Source organism: Micromonospora parastrephiae (assembly GCF_016802865.1).
GTDB lineage: Bacteria > Actinomycetota > Actinomycetes > Mycobacteriales > Micromonosporaceae > Micromonospora > Micromonospora parastrephiae.
In genome coordinates, this window is sequence record NZ_JAEVHM010000031.1 from 1 (window position 1) to 22733 (window position 22733).

The 22733-nt window shown below is 72.3% G+C and carries 18 protein-coding genes and 6 pseudogenes; 14 read left to right on the plus strand and 10 right to left on the minus strand.

Annotated elements, in window-relative coordinates:
• Window positions 1–392, minus strand: a pseudogene (locus JNW91_RS09455) (hypothetical protein); the annotation flags it as partial.
• Between the two features lie 31 nt (window positions 393–423).
• Window positions 424–879 carry an SRPBCC family protein gene (locus JNW91_RS09460; RefSeq protein ID WP_203174512.1) on the minus strand — a complete coding sequence of 152 codons (456 nt, stop codon included), beginning with the start codon at window positions 877–879 and terminating at the stop codon, window positions 424–426.
• 220 nt (window positions 880–1099) lie between these two features.
• Here JNW91_RS09460 and JNW91_RS09465 point away from each other — a divergent pair, with 220 nt between their 5' ends.
• From JNW91_RS09465 to JNW91_RS09485, 5 genes and pseudogenes are all read left to right on the plus strand, one after another.
• Window positions 1100–2908: an AMP-dependent synthetase/ligase gene (locus JNW91_RS09465; RefSeq protein WP_203174513.1), complete on the plus strand. Its 1809-nt coding sequence runs from the start codon at window positions 1100–1102 to the stop codon at window positions 2906–2908.
• Window positions 2909–2922: 14 nt separating this feature from the next.
• Window positions 2923–4614 carry a sensor histidine kinase gene (locus tag JNW91_RS09470; RefSeq protein ID WP_203174514.1) on the plus strand — a complete coding sequence of 564 codons (1692 nt, stop codon included), beginning with the start codon at window positions 2923–2925 and terminating at the stop codon, window positions 4612–4614.
• A gap of 7 nt (window positions 4615–4621) precedes the next feature.
• On the plus strand, window positions 4622–5290 hold the full coding sequence (locus JNW91_RS09475) for a response regulator transcription factor (protein ID WP_007072219.1): 669 nt from the start codon (window positions 4622–4624) through the stop codon (window positions 5288–5290).
• Window positions 5291–5479: 189 nt separating this feature from the next.
• Window positions 5480–6289 carry an SAM-dependent methyltransferase gene (locus JNW91_RS09480; protein ID WP_203174515.1) on the plus strand — a complete coding sequence of 270 codons (810 nt, stop codon included), beginning with the start codon at window positions 5480–5482 and terminating at the stop codon, window positions 6287–6289.
• A 79-nt stretch (window positions 6290–6368) separates the two neighbouring features.
• Window positions 6369–6917: pseudogene (locus JNW91_RS09485) on the plus strand (diguanylate cyclase domain-containing protein); the annotation flags it as partial.
• Here JNW91_RS09485 and JNW91_RS09490 read toward each other — a convergent pair.
• Window positions 6883–7646 (minus strand): annotated as a pseudogene (locus JNW91_RS09490) (class I SAM-dependent methyltransferase). The pseudogenes JNW91_RS09485 and JNW91_RS09490 sit on opposite strands and share 35 nt — an antisense overlap.
• Window positions 7647–7673: 27 nt before the next feature.
• Window positions 7674–8438, minus strand: coding sequence for an SDR family oxidoreductase (locus JNW91_RS09495; protein ID WP_203174516.1), 765 nt, complete (start codon window positions 8436–8438; stop codon window positions 7674–7676).
• A 215-nt stretch (window positions 8439–8653) separates the two neighbouring features.
• On the opposite strand from JNW91_RS09495, the gene mshA reads away from it, so the two are divergent.
• The 3 genes from mshA to JNW91_RS09510 all read left to right on the plus strand — a co-directional run bounded on the left by mshA (window position 8654) and on the right by JNW91_RS09510 (window position 11675).
• The gene (gene mshA / locus JNW91_RS09500; protein ID WP_407664292.1) at window positions 8654–10015 is read left to right on the plus strand and encodes a D-inositol-3-phosphate glycosyltransferase; all 1362 of its coding nucleotides are present in this window, start codon (window positions 8654–8656) and stop codon (window positions 10013–10015) included.
• 57 nt (window positions 10016–10072) lie between these two features.
• Entirely contained in the window at window positions 10073–10588 is a 516-nt protein-coding gene (locus tag JNW91_RS09505; RefSeq protein WP_203174517.1) for a type III secretion system chaperone family protein, read from the plus strand.
• A gap of 226 nt (window positions 10589–10814) precedes the next feature.
• Window positions 10815–11675, plus strand: coding sequence for a hypothetical protein (locus JNW91_RS09510; RefSeq protein WP_238424670.1), 861 nt, complete (start codon window positions 10815–10817; stop codon window positions 11673–11675).
• 393 nt (window positions 11676–12068) lie between these two features.
• Here the strand turns inward: JNW91_RS09510 and JNW91_RS09515 are convergent.
• Together JNW91_RS09515 and JNW91_RS09520 are read right to left on the minus strand one after the other, a co-directional pair.
• A pseudogene (locus JNW91_RS09515) lies at window positions 12069–13351 on the minus strand (MFS transporter).
• Between the two features lie 46 nt (window positions 13352–13397).
• Entirely contained in the window at window positions 13398–14678 is a 1281-nt protein-coding gene (locus JNW91_RS09520) for an MDR family MFS transporter (RefSeq protein ID WP_203174519.1), read from the minus strand.
• A gap of 153 nt (window positions 14679–14831) precedes the next feature.
• Here JNW91_RS09520 and JNW91_RS09525 point away from each other — a divergent pair, with 153 nt between their 5' ends.
• Window positions 14832–15599 carry a phosphoglyceromutase gene (locus tag JNW91_RS09525; RefSeq protein ID WP_203174520.1) on the plus strand — a complete coding sequence of 256 codons (768 nt, stop codon included), beginning with the start codon at window positions 14832–14834 and terminating at the stop codon, window positions 15597–15599.
• 49 nt (window positions 15600–15648) lie between these two features.
• On the opposite strand, the gene phoU is transcribed toward JNW91_RS09525, so the two are convergent.
• The gene (gene phoU / locus JNW91_RS09530; protein WP_203174521.1) at window positions 15649–16302 is read right to left on the minus strand and encodes a phosphate signaling complex protein PhoU; all 654 of its coding nucleotides are present in this window, start codon (window positions 16300–16302) and stop codon (window positions 15649–15651) included.
• Between the two features lie 227 nt (window positions 16303–16529).
• Here phoU and JNW91_RS09535 point away from each other — a divergent pair, with 227 nt between their 5' ends.
• Entirely contained in the window at window positions 16530–17786 is a 1257-nt protein-coding gene (locus JNW91_RS09535; protein WP_407664295.1) for a sensor histidine kinase, read from the plus strand.
• A 24-nt stretch (window positions 17787–17810) separates the two neighbouring features.
• Window positions 17811–17900 (plus strand): annotated as a pseudogene (locus JNW91_RS09540) (DNA-binding response regulator); the annotation flags it as partial.
• Window positions 17901–18013: 113 nt separating this feature from the next.
• Here the strand turns inward: JNW91_RS09540 and JNW91_RS09545 are convergent.
• Window positions 18014–18226 (minus strand): annotated as a pseudogene (locus JNW91_RS09545) (cupin); the annotation flags it as partial.
• On the minus strand, window positions 18219–18563 hold the full coding sequence (locus JNW91_RS32085; RefSeq protein ID WP_203174523.1) for a cupin domain-containing protein: 345 nt from the start codon (window positions 18561–18563) through the stop codon (window positions 18219–18221). The gene JNW91_RS32085 and the pseudogene JNW91_RS09545, both read right to left, overlap by 8 nt.
• 92 nt (window positions 18564–18655) lie before the next feature.
• On the opposite strand from JNW91_RS32085, the gene JNW91_RS09555 reads away from it, so the two are divergent.
• Genes JNW91_RS09555 through JNW91_RS09565 form a run of 3 tightly spaced genes read left to right on the plus strand, consistent with a single transcriptional unit; the run spans window position 18656 to window position 21260 of the window.
• Window positions 18656–19720, plus strand: a complete 1065-nt coding sequence (locus JNW91_RS09555) for a LacI family DNA-binding transcriptional regulator (protein WP_203174524.1) — start codon at window positions 18656–18658, stop codon at window positions 19718–19720.
• 2 nt (window positions 19721–19722) lie between these two features.
• The gene (locus JNW91_RS09560) at window positions 19723–20727 is read left to right on the plus strand and encodes a phosphotransferase family protein (protein ID WP_203174525.1); all 1005 of its coding nucleotides are present in this window, start codon (window positions 19723–19725) and stop codon (window positions 20725–20727) included.
• A 47-nt stretch (window positions 20728–20774) separates the two neighbouring features.
• Window positions 20775–21260 (plus strand): GNAT family N-acetyltransferase, encoded by a 486-nt coding sequence (locus JNW91_RS09565; protein ID WP_203174526.1) that lies wholly within the window; start codon window positions 20775–20777, stop codon window positions 21258–21260.
• 113 nt (window positions 21261–21373) lie between these two features.
• On the opposite strand, the gene JNW91_RS09570 is transcribed toward JNW91_RS09565, so the two are convergent.
• Window positions 21374–22663, minus strand: coding sequence for an MFS transporter (locus JNW91_RS09570; protein WP_203174527.1), 1290 nt, complete (start codon window positions 22661–22663; stop codon window positions 21374–21376).
• Between the last annotated feature and the right edge of the window lie 70 nt (window positions 22664–22733).

Consider the following 22733-nt stretch of genomic DNA (forward strand, 5'->3'; position numbering starts at 1 on the left):
GTCGGCCGGGCCGGTGCGGAGGAGTCGGGTGTGGTCGCCGCGGGCGGCTCCGGCGGGGAGAACGCGCGCAGCAGGCTGGCCACGCCCGCCGCCAGGTCACCGGCGCCGGTGGCCAGCCGTTCGGCGAATTCCGGACTCGGGTCACGCAACGCGGCGATGCCCCGACAGACCGGACAGGCGCAGCATTCGGCCGAACCGGTGGCGAAACCGCCGGTGCCGCCGGAGCGGCCGTCCGGGGTGCCACTGTGACCGAGGACACCTGACAGCAGTCCGCCCAGCGAGCCGTACGCGCCGCCCGCCGACCCGGCGGAGGCCAGCCGCGCCCCCGCGAGCAGGGTGGCGACCAGCCGCTCCGCCTCTTGCCGGGCCGAACCCGGATCCGTGCCGCTCAACCTCGGCCCCTCCACCCTGCCGCCGGATGCGTCACTGCGCCGCACCGGGTGTTTCTACCCGGCGCTTGAGCTGCTTCAACGCGGTGTCCATGATCATTTTCTCGGCCTTGCGCCGGAACATGCCGAGCATGCCCACGGACAGCTCGACCTCAAGGGTGTAGGTCACCGTGGTGCTTCCGTCCGGGTTACCCACCAGGTCGTACGAACCGCGCTGACTCTTCTGCATCTTCGACGGCGCGACCAGGTGCCACTCGATCCGGGACAGGTCCTCGGTGTACTCGTAGGCGAGGACGTACTCGTCGGCCATCACCCCGGCGTCGATAACGAACCGCACCTGGCTGGCGTAGCCGTCCTCGTACTCCTCGACGACCTCGGCGTGGCGCACCGCCTCGGTCCACTCCGGGTAGCGCGGGAAGTCGCAGATGACCGCCGCCACCAGGTCCGGTGACGCGCCGATGATGATCGACTGGGTGGAGGAGTCCGCCATGGGGGGAGGCTACCCGGCGGGTGCCGCCCCCGCGCCGCGCCGCCCCCGCCGCGCCCGGCGACGGGGGGTCAGCAGCCCACCGCGCGTCGTGGACCAACCACCACGATGCCCGACCGACCATCCTGCTTGACCCACCGGAACCGCCCGCCGGGTAGGTTTCGACAGAACCGACGTCCGTGATGGCGACCGGTCCGGCCAGTGCGAGCACGAAGGAGTGCAGGTGCGCGAGTTCTCCGTTCCGCCAATCGTCACCGTTGGCGACGCGGCCAACCTCACCGATCCGGTCTGGGACAACGCCGAGGTCGCGCCGGACACGGTCCAGTTCGCCCGCCGCGACCCGGCCACCGACGGCACCACCTATACCGACGTGACCTGCCGACAGTTCCGCGACGAGGTCGTGGCGGTGGCGCGCGGGCTGATCGCCGCCGGCATCCAGCCGGGTGCCCGGGTCGGGCTGATGAGCCGCACCCGCTACGAGTGGACACTGCTGGACTACGCCATCTGGGCGACCGGCGCGGTCACCGTGCCGATCTACGAGACGTCCAGCGCCGAGCAGGCCGCGTGGATCCTCGCCGACTCCGGCGCGGTCGCCGTCGTGGTGGAGACCGGTCGGCACGCGGGCCTGCTCGCCGGTGTACGCGACCGGCTGCCCGAGCTGAAGCACGTCTGGCAGATCGAGCTCGGCGGGGTCGACGACCTGGTCACCGCGGGCGCCTCGATCGAACCTGCCGAGGTCGAACGGCGCCGCAAGGCGGTCCGCGCCAGCGACCTCGCCACCATCATCTACACCAGCGGCACCACCGGCCGGCCGAAGGGCTGCGTGCTCACCCACCGCAACATGTACGCCGACATCGCCAACGCGGTGCCGGTGCTGCCGAACCTGTTCAACGCCGGCGCGGCCACCCTGCTCTTCCTGCCGTTGGCGCACGCCTTCGCCCGGCTGATCCAGATCGGCGTGGTGCAGGCCCGGGCCACCATGGCGCACTGCGCCGACCCCAAGAACCTGGTCGCCGAGCTGCAGGAGTTCCGGCCGACCTTCGTGCTCTCCGTGCCCCGGGTGTTCGAGAAGGTCTACAACGCGGCCAAGCAGAAGGCCGACGCCGACGGCAAGGGCGGCATCTTCGCCCGCGCCGAGCACGTCGCCATCGCGTACAGCGAGGCTCTGGAGACCCCCGGCGGACCCGGCCTGGCGCTGCGGGCCCAGCACGTGGTCTTCGACCGGCTGGTCTACCGCAAGCTGCGCGCCGCGCTCGGCGGACGGTGCCGCGACGCCATCTCCGGCGGCGCGCCGCTCGGCGCCCGGCTCGGTCACTTCTTCCGCGGCGTCGGCGTGACGGTCCTGGAGGGCTACGGCCTGACCGAGACCTCGCCCGCCGCCGCGGCGAACCTGCCCACCGGCACCCGGATGGGCACCGTCGGCCGCCCGCTGCCCGGCGTGACCGTGCGGATCGAGGACGACGGCGAGATCCTGATCTCCGGCGAGCTGATCTTCCAGGGCTACTGGCACAACGACACGGCGACCGCCGAGACGCTCAGCGCCGACGGCTGGTTCCGCACCGGCGACCTGGGCCAGCTCGACAACGACGGGTACCTGAGCATCACCGGCCGCAAGAAGGAACTGATCGTCACCTCCGGCGGCAAGAACGTCGCCCCGGCGGTGCTGGAGGACCAGGTCCGGGCGCACCCGCTGATCAGCCAGTGCGTCGTCGTCGGCGACCGGCAGCCGTTCATCGCGGCGCTGGTCACCATCGACGAGGAAGCGCTGCCGACCTGGCTGACGGGCGCCGGGCTGCCCGCCGACACCTCCATCGAGCAGCTGCGTGAACACGAGGGTCTGCTCGCGGAGATCCAGTCCGCGATCGACACCGCGAACCAGGCCGTCTCGAAGGCCGAGGCGATCAAGGTGTTCCGGATCCTGCCCCACGACTTCACCGAGGCCACCGGCGAGCTGACCCCGTCGCTCAAGGTCAAGCGGCAGGTCGTCCACAAGACGTACGCGGCGGAAATCGCCGATATCTACCGGGGCTGACTACCATCCGTCACGTGCCCGCATCGACATCCGCCGCACCGCACCCGCATCCCCTCGCCGCGGCCGCCCGCCTGGTGATGCTGGCGCTGGTCGCCGTCCTGACCCTGTTCGCCACCCACGACGTCACCCAGCTGTGGTGGATCGCGCTGCTGGCGGTCGCCGGGCTGCCCTCGCTGCTGGCCCCGCAGCACCGGCTGGTCGGCCCGCTGAGCCGGGTGGCCGAGGTCGTGGTGCTGGGGCTGGCCGCGAGCCAGGTCGCCGCGGTCGCGTCCATCGGTGGCACGGTCGACGGCCTGGGCGCGTCGGCGGTGCTGCCCTACCTGGCGGTCCCGGTGACCGTCACCGCGCTGCGCCGCCACTTCTCCGAGGGCGCCGCCCTGCTCGCCGTCACCGCCGCCACCCTGCTGGTCAGCGGCGCGGTGACGGAGGCCGGCGGGGGCCGTCAGCTCGCCCAGCCGGGCTATCTGGCGGTCTGCGCGCAGTGGCTGATCCTGGCCGCCCTGGGGCTGTACGCCGCCGGCACCCTGCACCGGGTGATGGCCGTCCGCGGCGAGGGCAAGCCCCAGCCGTACGCCGAGGCGACCCGACTGTTGACCCAGCTGCGCACCGTGGCCCGGCAGCTGCCCGGGGCGACCCTGGACCCGGGCGGCATCTCCGAGCACCTGCTGGAGGAGCTGCGCACGGTGGCCCGCGCGGACCGGGGCGCGGTGCTGTCGGCCAGCGGGGGCGGCCGGCTCGTGGTGCTCGCCCAGGCCGGGGTGGACCGGGTGGACTGGGAGACGACGCTCGACGCGGACTCGGCGATCGCCGACGCCTGGGCCAGCCAGCAGGCCACGACGGCCGCCCGGTCGCAGTCGCGTACACACCGCGGCGGGGACGTGTCCGCGCTGATCGTTCCGCTGGTCGCCGGCGTGCGCACGGTGGGGCTGGTGGTGCTGGAGGCGGACGTCGCCCAGGCGTACCCGCCGCCGGTGGTGGCCCGGGTGACCGGGTTGACCCGGCCGGCCGCGCTGCGGCTGGAGGCGGCGCTGCTCTTCGACGAGGTCCGCTCGCTGGCCACCAACGAGGAGCGGCAGCGGCTGGCCCGGGAGATCCACGACGGGGTGGCGCAGGAACTGGTGATGGTCGGCTACGGCATCGACAACGCCCTGGCCACCGTCTTCGACGACGCCGACGAGACCGCCGAGGCCCTGCGGACGCTGCGCGCCGAGGTGACCCGGGTGATCCAGGAGCTGCGGCTGAGCCTCTTCGAGCTGCGCAGCGAGGTGGACCGGCAGGGTGGGCTGGCCGCGGCGATCGCCGAGTACGCGCGCACGGTGGGCGCGTCCGGCGGGCTGCGGGTGCACCTGTCGCTGGACGAGTCCACGGCGCGCCTGCCGGCGGCCACCGAGGCCGAGTTGCTGCGCATCGCGCAGGAGGCGGTGACGAACGCCCGCAAGCACGCCGGGGCGTCGAATCTGTGGGTCACGTGTGAGGTGGACCCCCCGTACGCGCAAATAGAAGTGTCGGATGACGGTCAGGGGATGGCTGACCAGCGCCCCGATGGACGGTACGGTCTTGCGATCATGGCCGAGAGGGCGGAACGTATCCGGGGCCGGTTGGAGATCAGGCCACGGCAACCCAGCGGCACGACCGTGGCGGTGGTTCTCGGCACCTCGTCCCGGCGCGATAACGTGCGCGACAGCGCAGCACCAGAAGGGGAGTAACCCGAGGATGACCACAAGTCCGACACCGGCCACCCGTACCAAGGTCCTCCTTGTCGACGATCACGACCTGATTCGCAAGGGCCTGCGGCACGCGTTCGAGCGCGACCGGCAGTTCGAGGTCGTCGGTGAGGCCGCCACGGCGGCAGAGGGTGTACGCCAGGCCGGCGCCCTGCAGCCGGACGTGGTGATCATGGATCTGCGGCTGCCCGACGGCAGCGGCCTGGAGGCCACCCGCGCGCTGCGCAAGTCCAGCGCGTCCATGGGCATCGTGGTGCTGACCATGTACGCCGGCGACGACCAGCTCTTCGGCGCCCTGGAGGCCGGTGCGAGCGCCTTCGTACCGAAGACCGCCCCGGCCGACGAGGTGGTGGCAGCCGCCCGGCACGCCGCCTCCTCCCCCAGCGCGTTCACCGCCGCCGACCTGGCCGAGGCGATGAAGCGCCGGCTAGCCCCGTCCGGTCCGCAGCTCTCCCCCCGCGAGGGGCAGGTGCTGCGGCTGCTCGCCGACGGAATGAGCGTGGCGGGCATCGCCAAGCAGCTGTTCGTCAGTGAGTCCACGGCCAAGACCCACATCTCCAAGCTCTACGAGAAGCTCGGAGCGGCCAACCGGGCGCAGGCGCTGATGACGGCGCTGCGGCTCGGCCTGCTCGAGGCGCCGGACGCCCCGAAGTTCTGATCTGCCCCCGCTCGTCGAGCGGGACACCGCGACCGAAGGTCCGCGCTAGCTCACGCCGGCGCGGACCTTCGCGTATCGACCGACGTCGGCGGACGACCCGGCGGCAGGCTATGGTCTGGCGGGCCTGGCGGGGGCACAATACCCGCGCGGGCGGCGATGCCCGCGACGCCGACTCGGAGGGGTGAGCGTATGCAGCGGCCGGACTGGGCGCCCGACACCATCGACATCGAGCGCCCGAGCGTCGCGCGGATGTACGACTACTACCTCGGCGGCTCGCACAACTTCGCCGCCGACCGGGCCGCGGCGCAGGCGATGGTGGCCTCGGTGCCGGAGGCGCCGCTGATGGCCCAGGCCAACCGCGCGTTCCTGCGCCGGGCGGTGCACCACCTGGCCGAGGCCGGGATCCGGCAGTTCCTGGACATCGGCTCCGGCATCCCCACGGTCGGCAACGTGCACGAGATCGCCCAGCGGATCGACCCGGCGTCGCGGGTGGTCTACGTGGACGTCGACCCGGTGGCGGTGGCGCACAGCCGGGAGATCCTTGCCGGCAACGACCACGCCGTGGTCGTACAGGAGGACCTGCGGCGCCCGGAGGCCATCCTGAGCCACCCGGACGTGCGCAAGCTGCTCGACCTGAGCCAGCCGGTGGCCGTGATGGTCGTGGCCGTGCTGCACTTCGTTCCCGACGACGACCGGCCGGCGGAGCTGCTGGCGACCCTGCGCGACGCCCTGGCCCCCGGCAGTTACCTGGTGTTGTCGCAGGCCAGCGACGACGGGCGCAGCGCGGACGAGCGGGCCGAGGCGGAACGGGTCTACCGGCGTACCGACAGCCCGCTGACGGTCCGCAGCCGCGCCGAACTGACCGCGCTGTTCGACGGGTTCGAGCTTCTCGACCCGGGTGTGGTGTGGGTGCCGCAGTGGCGGCCGGACACCCCGGACAGCGCGGAGGACGCCGAACGCGCCGTCTTCATGGGCGGCGTCGGGCGACTCGGTGGCTGAATCGCCCGAGGGGGCGTCCTGCCCGGGCACCTTCGCGCGGGCCTGGGCGAAGGCCGTCTCCGGCACCAGTTACCTGCCGATGACGCAGGCGCAGCTTGAGGCGCTGCTGCACCGGCTCACCGGCCACTTGGCCGGCGCGCTGCTCGCCGAGCCGTTCGACCTGCGTGCCGGGCACCGGGTCGGCGCCGAGTTGGTCGCCGCGCACATCGCCTCCGCGGAAGGGCTGGGCCGTACCGTCGAGGTCATCCAGCTTCGACTGGTGCGCGACCTGGGTCTGGTGGCCGAGGACGTCGAGGACCGGATGGCCCGGCTGCTGGCGGCCGTGGCGACCGGTTACGCCCGTGCGCTGCGCGACCGGACCCTCGACGAGCAGGAGTCGATCCGCCGGGCCGCCATGGTGGCGCGTACGCAGGCGGAGCGGGCGTTGCGGGCCAGCGAGGCGCGGTTCCGGCACCAGGCGACGCACGACCCGCTCACCGGCCTGCCGAACCGGACGCTGTTCACCGAGCGGCTCACCGCCGCTCTCAACGAGCCGGGTCGGGGCGCGCAGCGGGTCGGGGTGTGTTTCCTCGACCTGGACCGGTTCAAGGTCGTCAACGACACCCTCGGCCACCAGGTGGGTTCGCGAGGACGGGCCAGCCGGTGTCCTTCAGGTGGGTCACCGCTCTCAACCAGCGTTGGCGGGGGCCGAACGTGGCGTAGGGGGCTGCGGACTGCCAGGCGTCGTTCAGGGCACGGATCAGGTCGTGGACCGGTTCACCGGGGATGTTGCGGTGGATCAGCGCCTTGGGTAGTCGTTCGGCCAGTTCGGCGGGGCTGCTGAGGGTGGTGAGTTTCGCGGCCAGGGTCAACGTACGGGGGCCGTCCGCGTCGATCAGCAGCCAACTGGCGAGCCGCCCCAGTTCGTCGCAGGTGCCCTCGACGAGCACTCCGCCGGGGGCGAGTGCTGCGGTCATCGTCCGCCAGGCGCCGGGTACCTCGTTTTCGTCGTACTGGCGCAGCACGTTGAACGCGCGGACCAGCACGGGCCGGAGCCCGGCCAGCTCGAATCCGCCGCGGGCGAAGGTCAGCCGGGGCGGGTCGGCGGCCGTTGCCGCGGCGGCCACCCGGGCCGGGTCGATCTCCAGACCGACCAGCCGTACGTCGGGACGTACGGCCGCGGCCAGTCGGGCCCGTAACTCCACCGCGGTCACCGGTGTCGCGCCGTAGCCGAGGTCCACCACCAGGGGGTCGGCTGCGGCCCGCAGCCGTTCGGCGAGGGTCGCGACGATCCAGTTGTCCACCCGGCGGAGCGGTTCGGGTTGGTGGTACCCCGGGTGACCACGCCGAGGGGCCGGCGTCGCGCCGCCTGGCTCATCCCGAGCCCTCCCGCCCCGTGCGGGTCTCAGGAGACCCGGTGCACCTTGTGCTGGGCTGCCTGCGCGCGTGGTCGCACCACCAGCCGGTCCACGTTGACGTGTTGGGGGCGGGTGGCGCACCAGGCGATGCAGTCGGCCACGTCGTCGGCGACGAGCGGGTCGGGCACCCCGGCGTAGACGGCGGCGGCGCGCTCGGCGTCGCCGTCGAAGCGGACCAGCCCGAACTCGTCGGTCTTCACCATGCCCGGGTCGATCTCGATGACCCGCAGCGGTCGGCCGCACAGCTCCAGCCGGAGCGTGCCGGCGATGGCGGTCTGCGCGTGCTTCGCGGCGGTGTAGCCGCCTCCGCCTTCGTAGACGGTCAGGCCGGCGGTGGAGGAGACGACCACGATGGTGCCGCCGCCGGACGCCTCCAGTGCCGGCAGCAGCGCCTGGGTCACCCGGAGTGTGCCGAGCACGTTCACGTCGTACATCCACTGCCAGTCGCCGATCGAGCCGGACTCCACCGGGTCCAGTCCGCGTGCCCCGCCGGCGTTGTTGACCAGCAGGGTGACCGGCCCGGGTGCCTGTGCGGCGGCCTCGGCCAGCCCGGCGACCGACTCGTCCGAGGTGACGTCGCAGGTCACGGCGGTGGCCTGGCCGCCGGCGGCGGTGATCTCGGCGACGAGGTCGGCGAGCCGTTCGGCGCGGCGGGCGGCGGCGAGTACGTGGAAACCCTCGGCGGCGAGTCGACGGGCGGTGGCCGCGCCGATCCCGCTGGACGCTCCGGTGACGATGGCGACAGAGGTCATCGGGTCATTGTGACCCCGCCCCTCGGCGGTGCTCCGGGCGGGCGTGCGGCGGCGGCCGGGTGGGGCCGGAAGGGGTGTGGTGATGAGGTCCGTCACCCCGGCCGGCCGTGCTGGCGCATTTCCCTAGCCCGATGGGGAAGATGACATCCGGCGTACGGGTTGACCGAGAAGCGCCGGTCGTGCGAGACGGCATTAACCGTGACAAAGGAGCGGACGTGGCGGAGATGCACACCGGCGTCGGTCGTCAGCGAGGTGCTCGACCGTGGCCCCGGCCGCGTCGTATCGCCACCCTGTCGGTGCACACGTCACCGCTGCACCAGCCCGGGACGGGTGATGCCGGCGGGATGAACGTCTACATCCTGGAGGTCGCCCGGCGGCTGGCCGAGGCCAACGTCGAGGTGGAGATTTTCACCCGGGCCACCTCCGGCGACCTGCCTCCGGTGGTCGAGATGGCTCCCGGCGTGCAGGTCCGGCACATCACCTCCGGGCCGCTGGAGGGGCTGACCAAGGAGGAGTTGCCCGGGCAGCTCTGCGCCTTCACGGCCGGGGTGCTGCGGGCCGAGGCGTCCCGTCCGCCCGGTCACTACGACCTGATCCACTCCCACTACTGGCTCTCCGGCCAGGTCGGCTGGCTGGCCAAGGAGCGCTGGGGGGTGCCGCTGGTGCACACCGCGCACACCCTGGCGAAGGTCAAGAACGCCCAGCTCGCGGCCGACGACAGACCGGAGCCCAAGGCCCGGGTGATCGGCGAGGAGCAGGTGGTCGCGGAGGCGGACCGGCTGGTTGCCAACACCCGCGCGGAGGCCGTTGACCTGGTCGACCGGTACGACGCCGACCCCACGCGGGTGACCGTGGTGCAGCCGGGCGTGGACCTGGGCCGGTTCCGGCCCGCGCCGGGCAACCGGTCCGCGGCCACCCGCGACGCTCGTCGCCGGCTGGGCCTGCCGGTCGAGGGGTACGTGGTTGCCTTCGTCGGTCGGATCCAGCCGCTCAAGGCTCCCGACGTCCTGATCCGGGCGGTCGGCGCACTGCGGCAGCGCGATCCGGCGCTGGCCGACCAGGTGACCGTGGTGATCTGCGGTGGCCCCAGCGGCAGCGGACTGGACCGGCCGACCGCGCTGATCGAGTTGGCCGCCACGCTCGGGGTCACCGACCGGGTGCAATTCCTGCCGCCGCGTACCGGGGACGACCTGCCGGCGCTGTACCGGGCCGCCGATGTGGTCGCGGTGCCGTCGCACAACGAATCCTTCGGGCTGGTCGCGCTGGAGGCACAGGCCTGCGGCACGCCGGTGGTGGCGGCCGCCGTGGGTGGGCTGGTCACCGCCGTGCGGGACCAGGTGAGCGGGGTGCTGATCGACGGGCACGACCCGGTGAACTGGGCCCTCGCGTTGGGCCGTCTGTTGCCCGACCCGGCCCGCCGCGCCGCCCTGGCCCGGGGTGCCGAGCAGCACGCCCGGCACTTCTCCTGGGACCGCACGGTCGCCGGCCTGCTCAATGTCTACGGCGAGGCGATCACCGCGCACCGTACCCGGCTCGCCGCCGACCTGGCCGATCCCGCGCTCTCCTGCTCGTGGTGACCGGTGCCGTCGGTCGTCGCCGGGTGCGTGGACCGGGTCGGTCGTAGAGTGGGCCCGGTGAGCCCGAAGAGCGATCTTGCGAGCCTTATCGAGTCGGTCTGTACGGAGCGGGACCTGGCCTGGGAGTCGACCGGGCCCGGCTCGTACGCGGTGACCCTGCCGGGCACCCACAAGCTCAAGACGATCTGCAACCTGATCGTCGGTGAGCACGCGCTGCGGGTCGAGGCGTTCGTGATGCGCCAGCCGGACGAGCGGCGCGAGGAGCTGTGGGCCTGGCTGTTGCAGCGCAACGCCCGGATGTACGGCGTCTCGTTCTCCACCGATGCGGTCGGCGACGTGTACCTGACCGGGCGGGTCAACCCGGCGGGGGTGGACGCCGACGAGTTGGACCGGCTGCTCGGGGCGGTGCTCACGTACGCCGACGAATCCTTCGACACCATGTTGGAGATCGGCTTCGGCAGCTCCATTCGGCGCGAGTACGAGTGGCGGGTCAAGCGCGGCGAGTCGACGGCGAATCTGGCCGCGTTCGCCCACCTTTTCGAACCCTCCGGGTCCGGCCCCGACCCGGCCTGACCGCATCCGGCCTGCGGCTGGTGGTTCGGAGTGCTCCTGACGGGTATGCCGCACCGCGCGGTGCGGCAGGGACCCCCGCGCGCCGAGGACGGAGTGTCGAGGAGCGGAGCGTCCCATGGCTCAGCGGAACAGCTCGGGTCGCGGCGGAACTGCGACCAGGACCAAACAGCAGGCCGGTAACCAGACGCCGGGTACCCCTGGAATCTCCGAGTCGGAGATTTCCCGGATGCGGGTGGACGACATCCGGGGGCAGCTGCGCAAGCGCGGTGTCTCCGGGATCTCCGCTCTGCGCAAGCCCGACCTGGTGAAACAGTTGGTGCGTTCGTTGCGGGCCGGTGCGGGCCGGCGCAGCACCGGTCCTGCGGGCCGGGCCACCGGCAGCAGGGCGTCGGCGGGTCGCGCCGCCGCGACGAAGAAGGCGGCGGCGAGACCGGCGTCAAGCCGCGCGAAGGCCGCGCCGGCGAACAAGAGCGCCCCGGCGAAGCGGACGGCAGCGGCGAAGAAGACCGCGCCGGCGCGGAAGTCGACGGCGGCGAAGAAGACCACGTCGACGGCTGCGCGCACATCCGCGGCCGCTCGGAAGGCGACTGCGGCGCGTGGGACGGCGACGGCCCGTACCGCACCCGCGCGGAAGGCGCCGGCGAAGAAGGCCCCGGCGCGGCCGGCGGCGAAGCGGGCCGCGCCGACCCGCTCGACCGCCGGTACGGCGGCCGGTGGGATCCGGACCGGGCGGGGTACCGGCCGATCGGTCCGTAGTTCGCAGGTGATCTCGTCGATCGCGGATCGGCCGGAGCGGCCGGGGCGGAGCCTGATCACCGCGAACCACGAGGTGATCCAACGGTGGGCACAGCAGCGCGGGGCGAAGCCGGCGACCATCGCCGGCACCGAGCGGGATGGTCGGGCCGGGGTGCTGACGTTCAACATTCCCGGATACCGGGAGAGCAGCCGGATCCGCGAGATCACCTGGGATGAGTGGTTCTACACGTTCGACCTGCGCCGGCTGAACCTGATCTATCAGGAGCAGATGCGCGACGGTCGGCAGAGCAACTTCTTCCGGACCGAATCACCCGAGCGTGAGGACGGTTGAGGTGTTTGCGGGAATGTCGCAGGGGTATGCGGCTGTTGCCAGAGAGCGAGGCCCGAGCTGGGGATACTCGCCAGTTGTGACCGGCGAGACAGCCGGTCTGGGTTGAATCCAGAATCCGGGCGAACTAACTTTATTGCACCGCGCCACGCTTGGAAACGTTCGGGGGAGCGGCGGATCGATCAGATCCGCGCACCAGGCGAGGCGCGAGGGGACGGGTGGACCAACCGTTGGGGGACGGTGCCCACCTGTTTGGACCGGCGGCGCGAGCGGGCGATGCTTACGGGGGTGAGTGTTGCCCGCCGCCGCCGGCCCCACCGGCGGGCGCCCACCATGACCTTCGGGGCATGGTGGGCGCTTTGCGCTGTTCGTACCCCGTTGACCTGACTGGCCAACTCACCCGGTCGAAACGTGGTCGGCGGGTGCTGTCGGCTCCCGGCCGGCGGCCCGTTGCAGCGCGGCGACGTGCCGCTCCCGTGGCGGCCCGGCGAGCAGGTGGCCGAACGCGGCCAGCAGGCCCAACCCGCCCACGATCAGCCAGTGCCGGTCACCGAGGTACTGCAGGCTCACCCCGCCGAGCGTGGGCGCGACGAACGCGGCGGCCGGGAACGTCAGGTAGAAGACGGACTGGTACCGCGCCCGCAGTTGCGGGGGCGCGAGGTCGGCGTTGATCTGGGCGTTGGGTGGGGCGGCGAGCATCGACCCGACCGTCCAGACCACGGCGGCCCCGAGGTAGACAGCGAGGTCGTCCGCGACGGCGAGCACACCGAAACCGAGCGCGAGCAGGGCGGTGGAGACGGCCAGCACGACGTCCTTGCGGTGCCGGTCGATCAGCCGGGGCACGAACAGTTGCCCGAGCACGATCAGCGCGCCGCCCAGGGCGACCACCAGCCCGTACGCCGACGGGCCCAGGCCGTCCGACCGCATGGCCAGCGGCATGATCGTCGAGGTCTGCAGGGTGAGTACGGCCAGCACGAAGGTGAGCCCGACGAAGACCAGGAACGTCCGGTCGGTGAGCGCGGTGTGCAGGCCGGGGCTCCGGAGTCGGCCGGACTCGGCCGGTGGCCGGGGGGCGAGGGCCGGCGCGGCCCGTCGCAGGGTCTCCGGCACCTTCCAGCCGATCACGGCGGCGGCGGCCAGGGTGGCGCCAGCGTCGACGAGGAACAGCGCGGTGAAGCTCGCCTCGGCCAGCACCCCGGCGAGCAGCGAGGCGACCGCCATGCCCAGGTTGAACGCCCAGAACTGGAGGTTGAACGCGCGTGAGCGGCGCTGCGCGGGCACCACGTCGACGATTGCCGCGACAAAGGCCGGGCTGGGCATCGAGTGCACGACGCCGACCAGCGCGGACAGCACCGCGATCAACACCAGCGGTCGGCTGAACGCCAGCGCCACCATCAGGCCGGCGGTGACCAGGTGCGCGGCGAGCAGGGTGGCCCGGCGGCCCCACCGGTCGCCAGCACCCCGCCGAGCAGTACGCCGGCGGCCCCACCGGCTCCGTACGCGCCGACGACCGTGCCGGCCAACGCCTCGCTGGCACCGCGCGCATCGGTGAGGTAGAGCGACAGGAAGAGCATCGCGAACGCGCCGGCCCGGTTGATGAGCAGGCCGGCCCAGAGGTACCAGAAGGTGGCGGGGAGACCACCGGCAGTGTCGTCCCACCAACGGCGCAGCGCCCGCACCCGACCTCCCGACAGTTCAGCTTCCTAACAGTAGTCGGACCGTCGGTCAGGCGACCGCCTCGGTGGGCTGCGAAGCCCGGGTGTTGACCGGTACCAGTGCCTCGCCAGAGCGGCGCAGTTCGGCGGCGCGCCGCTCCCGGGTCGGCCCCGACACCAGGTGCGCCACCGCGGTCAGGACGCCGATCACGGCGCACGCGAACCAGAGCGTGTCGTTGCCGGCGTGCTCGCGCACCAGGCCGCCGAGGACCGGAGCGCTGGCCCCCGCGATCTGCCAGGAGAGGGAGAAGACCCCCTGGTAACGGCCGCGCAGCTCGGCCGGCGACAGCTCGGCGATCAGGGTGGAGTTGGACGGCGAGTTCAGCATCTCGCCGAGCGTCCAGATCAGCACGGTCAGGCCGTAGAACCAGGCGGTGCCGGCGAACGCGGTCAGCCCGAACCCGACGCCCATCACCACGGCGGCCAGGGCGAGCACGTGTGAGCGGTTGCGGCCCCGGATCAGCCGGGGCACGAAGAGTTGGCCGACCACGATCAGGACGCCGTTGAGCGCGATCACCGAGCCGTAGGTGGCCGGGCTGAGGCCGTCGTCGCCCATGGCGATCGGGAGCATCGAGATGTGCTGGAGGAAAACCAGCGCGGCGAACAGGTTCAGGGCCACGAAACCGAGGTAGACCCGGTCGGTGAGGATCGTCCGCAGGGCGCCGCGTGGGGCCTGCACCATGGCCGCGGCCGCGGGCCCGGCCTGCCGCGTCTCCGGCACCCGGGTGAAGATGATCAGCGCGGTGATCAGCATGGTGCCGGCGTCGACCACGAACAGCAGCAGGTAGTCCGCCTGCGCGGCGAGGCCGGCGAGGACGGCGGCGCAGGCAAAGCCGAGGTTGATCGCCCAGTAGTTGAGCGAGAAGGCCCGCAGCCGGTCCTTCGCGGGCACCACGTCGATCATCATGGCGCCGAACGCGGGCCGAGCCGCCTCGGCGAACAGGCCGAGCAGCAGGGCGCCGAGCGCCACCGCCCAGAGGTCCCTGGCCAGCCCTAGCCCGAGCATCATGGCGGCGGCGCCGACGTGGGCGGTGAGCAGCGTGGGTCGGCGCCCCCACCGGTCGGCGAGCGTGCCGCCGGCGGTGGTGCCGACCGCGCCGCCGACGCCCCACAGCCCGAGCACCAGACCGGCCTGAGAGGCGGAGAAGCCGCGTTCCTGGGTCAGGTAGATGGCGAGGAAGACGAGGACGAACGAGCCGAGACGGTTGATCAGGGTGCCGGTCCACAGGTACCAGAAGGTGGTCGGCAGGCCGCCGGTGGTATCCCGGAACCAGCTCCGCATCGTCCGCATATGGCGCCCCCGCTTGCAAGTAATGACCGATCTGACTTCAGTGCCTTACAACCCTAGTGCTGGCCGGATTCGCAGGTCATCAGCTTTTTCACGTGGTGGTCGTCACGACGGGTGCCCGCGTGTCCGGCCGGTGGTTGGTGCAGGATGATCCGCATGACTGCGAGCGAGGGGCCCACCATCGGGACGCTGGTCCTGCTGCGGCACGGTGAGAGCGACTGGAACGCCAAGAACCTCTTCACCGGCTGGGTGGACGTTGACCTGACCGAGAAGGGCGAGGGTGAGGCACGGCGCGGCGGCGAGCTGCTGCGCGAGCACAGCCTGCTGCCCGACGTCGTACACACCAGCGTGATGCGCCGGGCGATCCGCACCGCCGAGTTGGCGCTGAACGCCGCCGACCGGCACTGGATCGCGGTGCGCCGGTCGTGGCGGCTCAACGAGCGGCACTACGGTGCGCTGCAGGGCAAGAACAAGAAGCAGACCCTCGACGAGTACGGCGAGGAGCAGTTCATGCTCTGGCGCCGCTCGTACGACACGCCGCCGCCGCCGATCGCCGACGACGACGAGTGGTCGCAGGTCGGCGACCCGCGGTACGCGCTGCTGCCGACCGAGCTGATGCCGCGTACCGAGTGCCTCAAGGACGTCGTCGAGCGGATGCTGCCCTACTGGTACGACTCGATCGTGCCGGACATTCTGGCTGGCCGGACGGTGCTGGTGGCCGCGCACGGCAACTCGCTGCGGGCCCTGGTCAAGCACCTCGACCAGATCTCCGACGAGGCGATCGCCAAGCTGAACATCCCGACCGGCATCCCGCTGCGCTACGACCTCGACCCGCAGCTGCGTCCGCTCACCCTGGGCGGCAGCTACCTCGACCCCACGGCAGCGAAGGAAGCGGCCGCCGCGGTCGCCAACCAGGGCCGCTGAGAGCAGACGAAGGGGCCCCTGCGGTGCAGGGGCCCCTCTTCGATGCGGGTCAGTTGCTGGCGGGCTTGTTCTCCCCCGTGATCAGGAAGATCACGTGCTCGCCGGCGTTGACCGCGTGGTCGGCGAAGCGCTCGTAGAAGCGGCCCAGCAGGGTGGCGTCGATGGCGGTCTCGACCCCGTACGGCCAGTCGTCGCCGAGCAGCACCGAGAACAGGCTCTTGTGCAGCTCGTCCATCGCGTCGTCGTCGCGGTCCAGCTCGCCGGCGAGGTCGGCGTCGGGCTTCGCCAGCACCGAGCCGATCTTCGCCGCCATCCGGTCGGCGATCTCGGACATCTCGGTGAAGACCGCCCGCAGTTCCGCAGGTACGGCGGGCGACGGGTGCCGACGTAGCGCCGTCTTCGCCACGTGGTCGGCGAGGTCACCCATCCGCTCCAGGTCGGCGGCGACGTGCAGTGCGGTGATCATCGCCCGCAGATCGGAGGCCACCGGTGCCTGCCGGGCGAGCAGGTCACAGACCCGCTCCTCGACGTGTCGGTAGAGGTCGTCGATCTCGGCGTCCCGCTCGATGACCGTCTCGCCGGCCTGCCGGTCGGCGGTGAGCAGGGCCCGGGTGGCCTGGCGCATGGCGGCGCGGACGCCCTCCGCCATGTCCACCAGCAGTTGGCTGACGATCTGGAGGTCGGCCCGGAACTCGTCGCGCATCATCACGTCCTGTGGTCGGTCGCCGCCGACGGGGTGCCGGCGCAGTGTTGAGCAGGTGCGACGCCAACGGTAGGTCGCGCGGACGGACCCGGGATGAACCACGGTGAACGACGCCAGACGCGGGGGTGAACATTCCTCGAAGTGCGGGTGGTTCGTCCCGTTCTGTGTGGTAGCCAGGTTAACAATGACCCTACGATCGCCGGGTGGAGTGGGCGGTGGCGGTCGTGGTGGCCGTGGCGTTGGCGGCCGGGGTGGCCGTCGGTTTCGTGCTGCCCCGGTTCCTGCCGACCCGGAGTCGCTCCACGTCGACGGGGAGCGCAAGCTCTCGCTGGAGCAGGGGGAGGCCCGCGATAGCCGACGAGCAGCAGGCCGGGCTCGGTCGCCGGACGATCGACTCGCTCCGGGCCGGTGTCGTGGTGCTGGACAGCGACGACGTACCCGTGCTGGTCAACCCGGCCGCCCGCGCGATGGGTCTGCTGCGCACCGGCAGCACCCCGGGCACGATCGCCGCGCACCCGTTGATCCGTACCCTCGCCGGCCAGGTGCGACGCACCGGCGTCCGGCGCGAGATCGAACTTGACCTGCCCCGGGGCCGCGACAGCGCGGGGGAGAACCCGCTCGGGGTGCACCTGCGGGCGATGGGCATCGGCAACGGGTTCATCGCTGTGGAGGCGGTCGACGTGACCGAGTCGCACCGACTGGCCCGGGTGCGACGTGACTTCGTGGCCAACGTGAGCCACGAGCTCAAGACGCCGATCGGGGCACTGCAACTGCTCGCCGAGGCGTTGCTGGACGCCACCGAACCGGCCGAGGCCGCGGCACCCGACCTCTCGGAGGACCTGGTCGCCGCCCGCCGGTTCGCCGAACGGATCCAGCACGAGTCGACCCGACTGGGTCGGCTGGTGCAGGAGCTGCTGGAGCTGACCCGGTTGCAGGGCGCCGAGCCGCAGCCGCCGGCGGAGCCGGTCGCGCTGGACTGGGTGATCGCCGAGGTGGTCGACCGGACCCGCACCACGGCCTCCGCGCGGAGCGTCGAGGTGACGGTGGACGGCGAGCGCGGCCTCACCGTCTACGGCAGCGACACCCAGCTCGCCACGGCGGTGGCCAACCTGGTGGAGAACGCCATCAACTACTCGGGCGAGGACACCACGGTACGGGTCACCCTCCGCAGAGGCGACGAGCACGTCGAGATCGCCGTCGCCGACCAGGGCATCGGTATCGCCCCGACCGACGTGGACCGGATCTTCGAACGGTTCTACCGGGCCGACCAGGCCCGCTCGCGTGCCACCGGCGGCACAGGGCTCGGCCTGGCAATCGTCAAACACATCGCGAGCAACCATGGCGGACGGGTCGAGGTGTCGAGCACTCTTGGCGGTGGATCGACGTTCACCCTCCGGCTGCCCGCAAGTCCACCGGACGACCTGCTGGCGACACTGCCGCCGGTTGGGATCGAGGCCGGTCCGGCCGAGCTACGGCAGGTCTGACAGCAAATGGAAAGGAAATCCCCGTTGAGCCGCGTTCTCGTGGTCGAGGACGAGGAGTCGTTCTCCGACGCCTTGTCGTACATGCTCCGTAAGGAGGGCTTCGAGGTTTCGGTCGGGAAGGTCAGCACCGCGTCGCCGGCCTCGGGTAGGCCGCTGTTCTGCATGAGCACCACAATGGTCAGACCACCCCCGTTGACCAGGCGGTGCACGGTGCCCGGCTCGAACCAGACCACCGCGCCCGGCCGCAACGGGGTCTCCCGGTAGCCGTCGGCGGTCAGCGTCTGCACCGCGCCCTCGCCGTCGGTCACCACGTACCCCTCCGTACAGCACAGGTGCACGTGCGGGGTGCCGCCGACCACGCCGTCGGGCCCGACCGTGTCGTAGACCCGCAGCCGGGACACCCCGATGCCGCCGGGCAGCGCGGCCGACCGGTCAGGCATCGAAGTACTCGTCGGTGTCGTCCGCCGCCGGCAGGGACACCAGCAGGACGGTGAGGTCGCCGATGGCCCGGTGCCGGCATCCCGGCTTGATCAGGAACGCGGACATCGGCCGGGCGGGATGGCGTACGCCGTCCAGCTCGATCTCACCCTCACCCGCCAGCACGATGTAGTACTCGGTGGCGATGCGGTGGTGGTGGGTGACCGCGTCCTGCACCTGGAGCAGATGGACGCTGGCCTGGCCGTCGCTCTCGGCGATGAAGCCTCTGCGGGTGGTCCCGCACGAGCAGCGTCTGGTGGGAAGGTCGTCGAGTTGAAGCACCGCGAAGCGATCGGACACGGCAGGGCCTCCCTGCGGGAAAGGGCTTTCACTGCGGTACCGTGACGCTAGCCGGCACGGCGAAACGCCGTCAACAGATCGAGGGGGCGGCCATGGCGACCCTGTCCGACGTGGCGCGGCGCGCGGGTGTCTCGCCCGCCACCGCCTCTCGTGTGATCAACGGCAGCAGCAAGCCGGTCACCGAGGAGCTGCGCGAGCGGGTCCTCGCCGCCGTCGCCGAGTTGCAGTACGTGCCGAACGCGCACGCCCAACTGCTGGCCCGCTCGCACCGCAGCGCGGTCGGCGTGATCGTGCACGACGTCTCCGACCCGTACTTCGCCGAGATCACCCGTGGGCTGCAACGCGTCGCCACCGACCAGGGCCGGCTGCTGATGATCTGCAACAGCTACCGCGACCCGGACCGGGAGCTGGAGTACGTGGAGCTGCTGCGCGGCCACCAGGTGGCGGCGCTGATCCTCGCCGGCTCCGGCTACCACGACGAGGCGTTCACCCGGCAGCTCAACGAGAAGCTCGCCGCGTACGGGGCGACCGGTGGACGGGTCGCGGTGATCGGGCGGCACGAGCACTCCGGCGACGCGGTGATGCCCGACAACCGGACCGGCGGGTACCTTGCCGGCCGGGAGCTGTGCGAGCTGGGGCACCGAACGATCGGCGTGGTCGCCGGACCGCGCATCCTCACCACCACCACCGATCGGCTGGCCGGCCTCCGACAGGCCCTCGTCGAGCAGGGCCGCGACCTGCCCGAACGGCGGATCCGGTACGCCGAGTTCGACCGCGACGGCGGCGCCGAGGCCACCGCCCGCCTCCTCGACGCCGATCCGGAGCTGACCGCGATCGTGGCGCTCAACGACTCGATGGCCATCGGCGCGCTGGCCACCCTGCGGGCCCGTTCACTGGCCGTACCGCAGCGGGTCTCCGTGATCGGCTTCGACGACATGCCGATCGCCCGGGACGTCACCCCGGCGCTGACCACCGTGCGGCTGCCGCTGGTCGACATGGGAGTACGCGCGATGTCGCTGGTGCTCGGCGCGGAGGCGGTGTCGCCCCGGGTCGAGGTGCTGCCCGCGGAGTTGGTCCGTCGGGACACCACCGGCCCCGCCGCACGCGCCGCCACCGGGTCGGCGCCCCGGGCACGGCGGGCCGACCCGGCGTCGTGACCGTGGTCAGCCCGACACAGCGTCCCCTGACGACGCACGACGTGGCGTACCTGGTCCGCGCGTCGTTCGGGCCACGGTCCCGGGTCCGGGACGCGGGCCCGCTGGCCGGCGGCGGGTACGCCACGGTGTGGTGGGCGTTGCTCGACGACGACCGTCGGGTGGTGCTGAAGGTGGCCCCACCGGCCGGAACGCCGCTGCTGCGCTACGAACGGGGGCTCTGCGCCGCCGAGGCGCGGTACTTCCGGCTGGTCGCCGAGCGGGCGCCGCAGGTGCCCGTACCCCCGGTGCTGTACCACGGCGCCGACCCGGCGTACGGCGAATGGTTGGTCACCGGGATGCTGCCCGGCCGGTCGCTGTACGACCTGGCCGGGCACGGCGTCGACGACGGCCCGGCGCGGTACGACCTCGGGGTGGCACTCGCCGCGCTGCACCGGATCACCGGCGACCGGTTCGGCTACGACGGCGACCGGGCCGGCGGGTCGACCTGGCGGGCGGCGTTCACCGAGATGCTCGACGCGCTGCTCGCCGACGCGGCCGACTGGAAGGTCCGGCTGCCGGTCACCGCGGACGATCTACACGCGTTGGTGCGGCGGTACGCCGACGTGCTGGACGAGGTACGCCGCCCGGCTCTGCTGCACTTCGACTGCTGGGACGGTAACGTGCTGGCCGCGCCCGACCTGGACGGGCGGTTGCGGCTGCGCGGCCTGGTCGACGGCGAACGGTACCTGTACGGCGACCCGCTGCTGGACCTGGTCTCGCCACGGCTGTTCCGACGCGCCGAGGACGAGCCGGACCATCCCCTGCTGGACGGGTACCGGGCCGCTGCCGGGCCGCTGGTCCTGGACGACTCGGCGCGTCGCCGGCTCGCGCTGTACCGGCTGCACCTGTATCTGCTGATGACCGTGGAGATGCCCAGCCGTGGCATGACGCCGAGCAGCCATCCCGGGCGGCACGCCCGGCTGGCAGCCCTGCTCGACGAGGAGATCGCCGCGCTCGGCACTCGCTGAACGAATTCCCGTTGCCGGGCTGCGCCACCGCTCGTAGCCTGCCCTGCGTGCGGATTCGGGAGTTCGTCGGCCAGGACTGGTCGCAGGTGTGGCCGATCATCGAGGAGGTGATCCGGGCACAGGAGACGTTCACCTACGACCCCGAGATGACCGCGGACGCGGCGTACGGCACGTGGATCGAGGCCCCGCCGGGTCGGACCGTCGTCGCGGTCGACGGCGAGCGGGTGCTCGGCACCGCGAAGATGGGCACCAACCGCCCCGGGCCCGGCGCGCACGTGTCCACGGCGAGCTTCATGGTCGACGCCGACACGCGAGGGCGGGGCGTGGGCACCGCGCTGTGCCGCGACGCCCTCAGCTGGGCCCGCCGGCAGGGGTACGCCGGCATGCAGTTCAACGCCGTGGTGCAGAGCAACCGGTCGGCGGTCGAGCTGTACCGGCGGGAGGGCTTCGAGGTGGTCGGCACGGTGCCGGGCGCGTTCGGCCACCCCACCCTCGGCCGGGTCGGCCTGCACGTCATGTACCAGGAGTTCTGACCGGCCCGCGGGAGGCCGTGGTGGTGGTTGGCGCCTTTGGAGCTGATGCCGTGAACGAATCGGCTGCTCGCCGCGCACGCGTGACTCGTCTACGACATCAGCTCTGAAGCGTCTCAACCACGGACGGGGTCGCCGGCCGGCGCCGCGCGGAGTGCCGCCTGCCCGGCGGCCGGCTCCGCGCCGGCGCGGCGGATCGGGGTGAACAGGCCACCGGCCGCGACCAGCAGGCACCCCGCACCGGCCACGAGCGTGACCGCCTGGACGCCGTACCTGCCGGCGGACCAGGTCAGCACGGCGGCGCCAGCCGGCCCGAGGGAGTAGTGGGTGCTCCAGAACGCCGAGGTGACCCGGCCGAGCAGATGGTCGGGGGTGATCTCCTGGCGCAGCGACATCGAGCAGATCCCGCCGATGCTGAGGCAACACAGGTACACCGCGGTCAGCGCGGTGACCGCCGGCACGCTCGTCGCGATGCCCACACCCGCCACGGCGCACCCGCAGACCGTGTGCGCGCCGATCCAGGTGGCGCCGAAACCGCGCCGACGGCGCAGCGGTGCCACGAGCAGCGCGCCAGCGACGGTGCCCAACGCCGCCAGTCCGAGCACCGTGCCGACGGTGCCCTCGGAGCCGCCGAGGTCGTGCGTGACGTGGTAGATCAACACGTCGGTGAAGCCGTAGGTCAGGAAGATGAAGACCGACAACAGCACGGTCAGGGCGCGCAGGACGGGCTGTCGCCACAGGAACCGCGCCCCCGCCAGGAACTCGGTCAGTGGGCGCTGCCGGGCCGCCGGTGCGGCGTCCTCGGCCTGGACGGGCCGCAGTCGGATCAGCCGCAGACCGGCTGCGGAGAGCGCGAAGCTTCCCGCGTTGACGGCGATGGCGACCGCCGGGCCGAAGCGGGCCGACACCACGCCGGCGAGCAACGGCCCGAGGACGGCCGTCGCCGCGTACGTCGCCTGCAACCGGCCGTTGGCCTCGGTGATCCGGTCGGAGTCGACGAGGTTGCGGACCGCGGTCACCGCGGCGACCTGGAACACCATGCCGGCCGCCTCGCAGATCGGCAGCACGACGAAGAGTAGCCAGACCTGCGGGCCGGCGAGCCAGGCCAGGGGCACCAGGGCGTACAGCACCAGCCGGATCACATCCGCCATGATCATCAGGGTGCGGCGGTCGTACCGGTCGACCAGCACCCCGCCGAAGATGCCGGCGGCGACGGACGCCGCCCCCGCGACGGCGGTGAGCAGCCCCATCCGCGCCACCGACCCGGTCGCCTGGAGCACCAGCAGCGGCACCGCCAGGTAGGCGAACGAGTCACCGGCCGCGGAGAGCGACTGCGCGACCCAGTACGTGCCGAAGGTGCGGTCCCGCCACAGCGGACGTCGGCCGGCGTCGGTGGGTCGGCTCATGGCGCCGAGGATAGTACGCCGATCGGCTGTGCCGGGCGCACGCGTCGCTGACCGCGAGCCCCTTTGGGGC

What these genes read in the sequence shown, in the direction of transcription:
- JNW91_RS09460 (WP_203174512.1), bottom strand. Translation starts at nt 879, where the DNA reads ATGGCGGACTCCTCCACCCAGTCGATCATCATCGGCGCGTCACCGGAC.
- phoU (WP_203174521.1), bottom strand. Translation starts at nt 16,302, where the DNA reads ATGCGCGACGAGTTCCGGGCCGACCTCCAGATCGTCAGCCAACTGCTG.
- JNW91_RS09555 (WP_203174524.1), top strand. Translation starts at nt 18,656, where the DNA reads ATGGCGACCCTGTCCGACGTGGCGCGGCGCGCGGGTGTCTCGCCCGCC.
- JNW91_RS09510 (WP_238424670.1), top strand. Translation starts at nt 10,815, where the DNA reads ATGCGGGTGGACGACATCCGGGGGCAGCTGCGCAAGCGCGGTGTCTCC.
- JNW91_RS09570 (WP_203174527.1), bottom strand. Translation starts at nt 22,663, where the DNA reads ATGAGCCGACCCACCGACGCCGGCCGACGTCCGCTGTGGCGGGACCGC.
- JNW91_RS09475 (WP_007072219.1), top strand. Translation starts at nt 4,622, where the DNA reads ATGACCACAAGTCCGACACCGGCCACCCGTACCAAGGTCCTCCTTGTC.
- JNW91_RS09480 (WP_203174515.1), top strand. Translation starts at nt 5,480, where the DNA reads ATGCAGCGGCCGGACTGGGCGCCCGACACCATCGACATCGAGCGCCCG.
- JNW91_RS09495 (WP_203174516.1), bottom strand. Translation starts at nt 8,438, where the DNA reads ATGACCTCTGTCGCCATCGTCACCGGAGCGTCCAGCGGGATCGGCGCG.
- JNW91_RS09520 (WP_203174519.1), bottom strand. Translation starts at nt 14,678, where the DNA reads ATGCGGACGATGCGGAGCTGGTTCCGGGATACCACCGGCGGCCTGCCG.
- JNW91_RS09525 (WP_203174520.1), top strand. Translation starts at nt 14,832, where the DNA reads ATGACTGCGAGCGAGGGGCCCACCATCGGGACGCTGGTCCTGCTGCGG.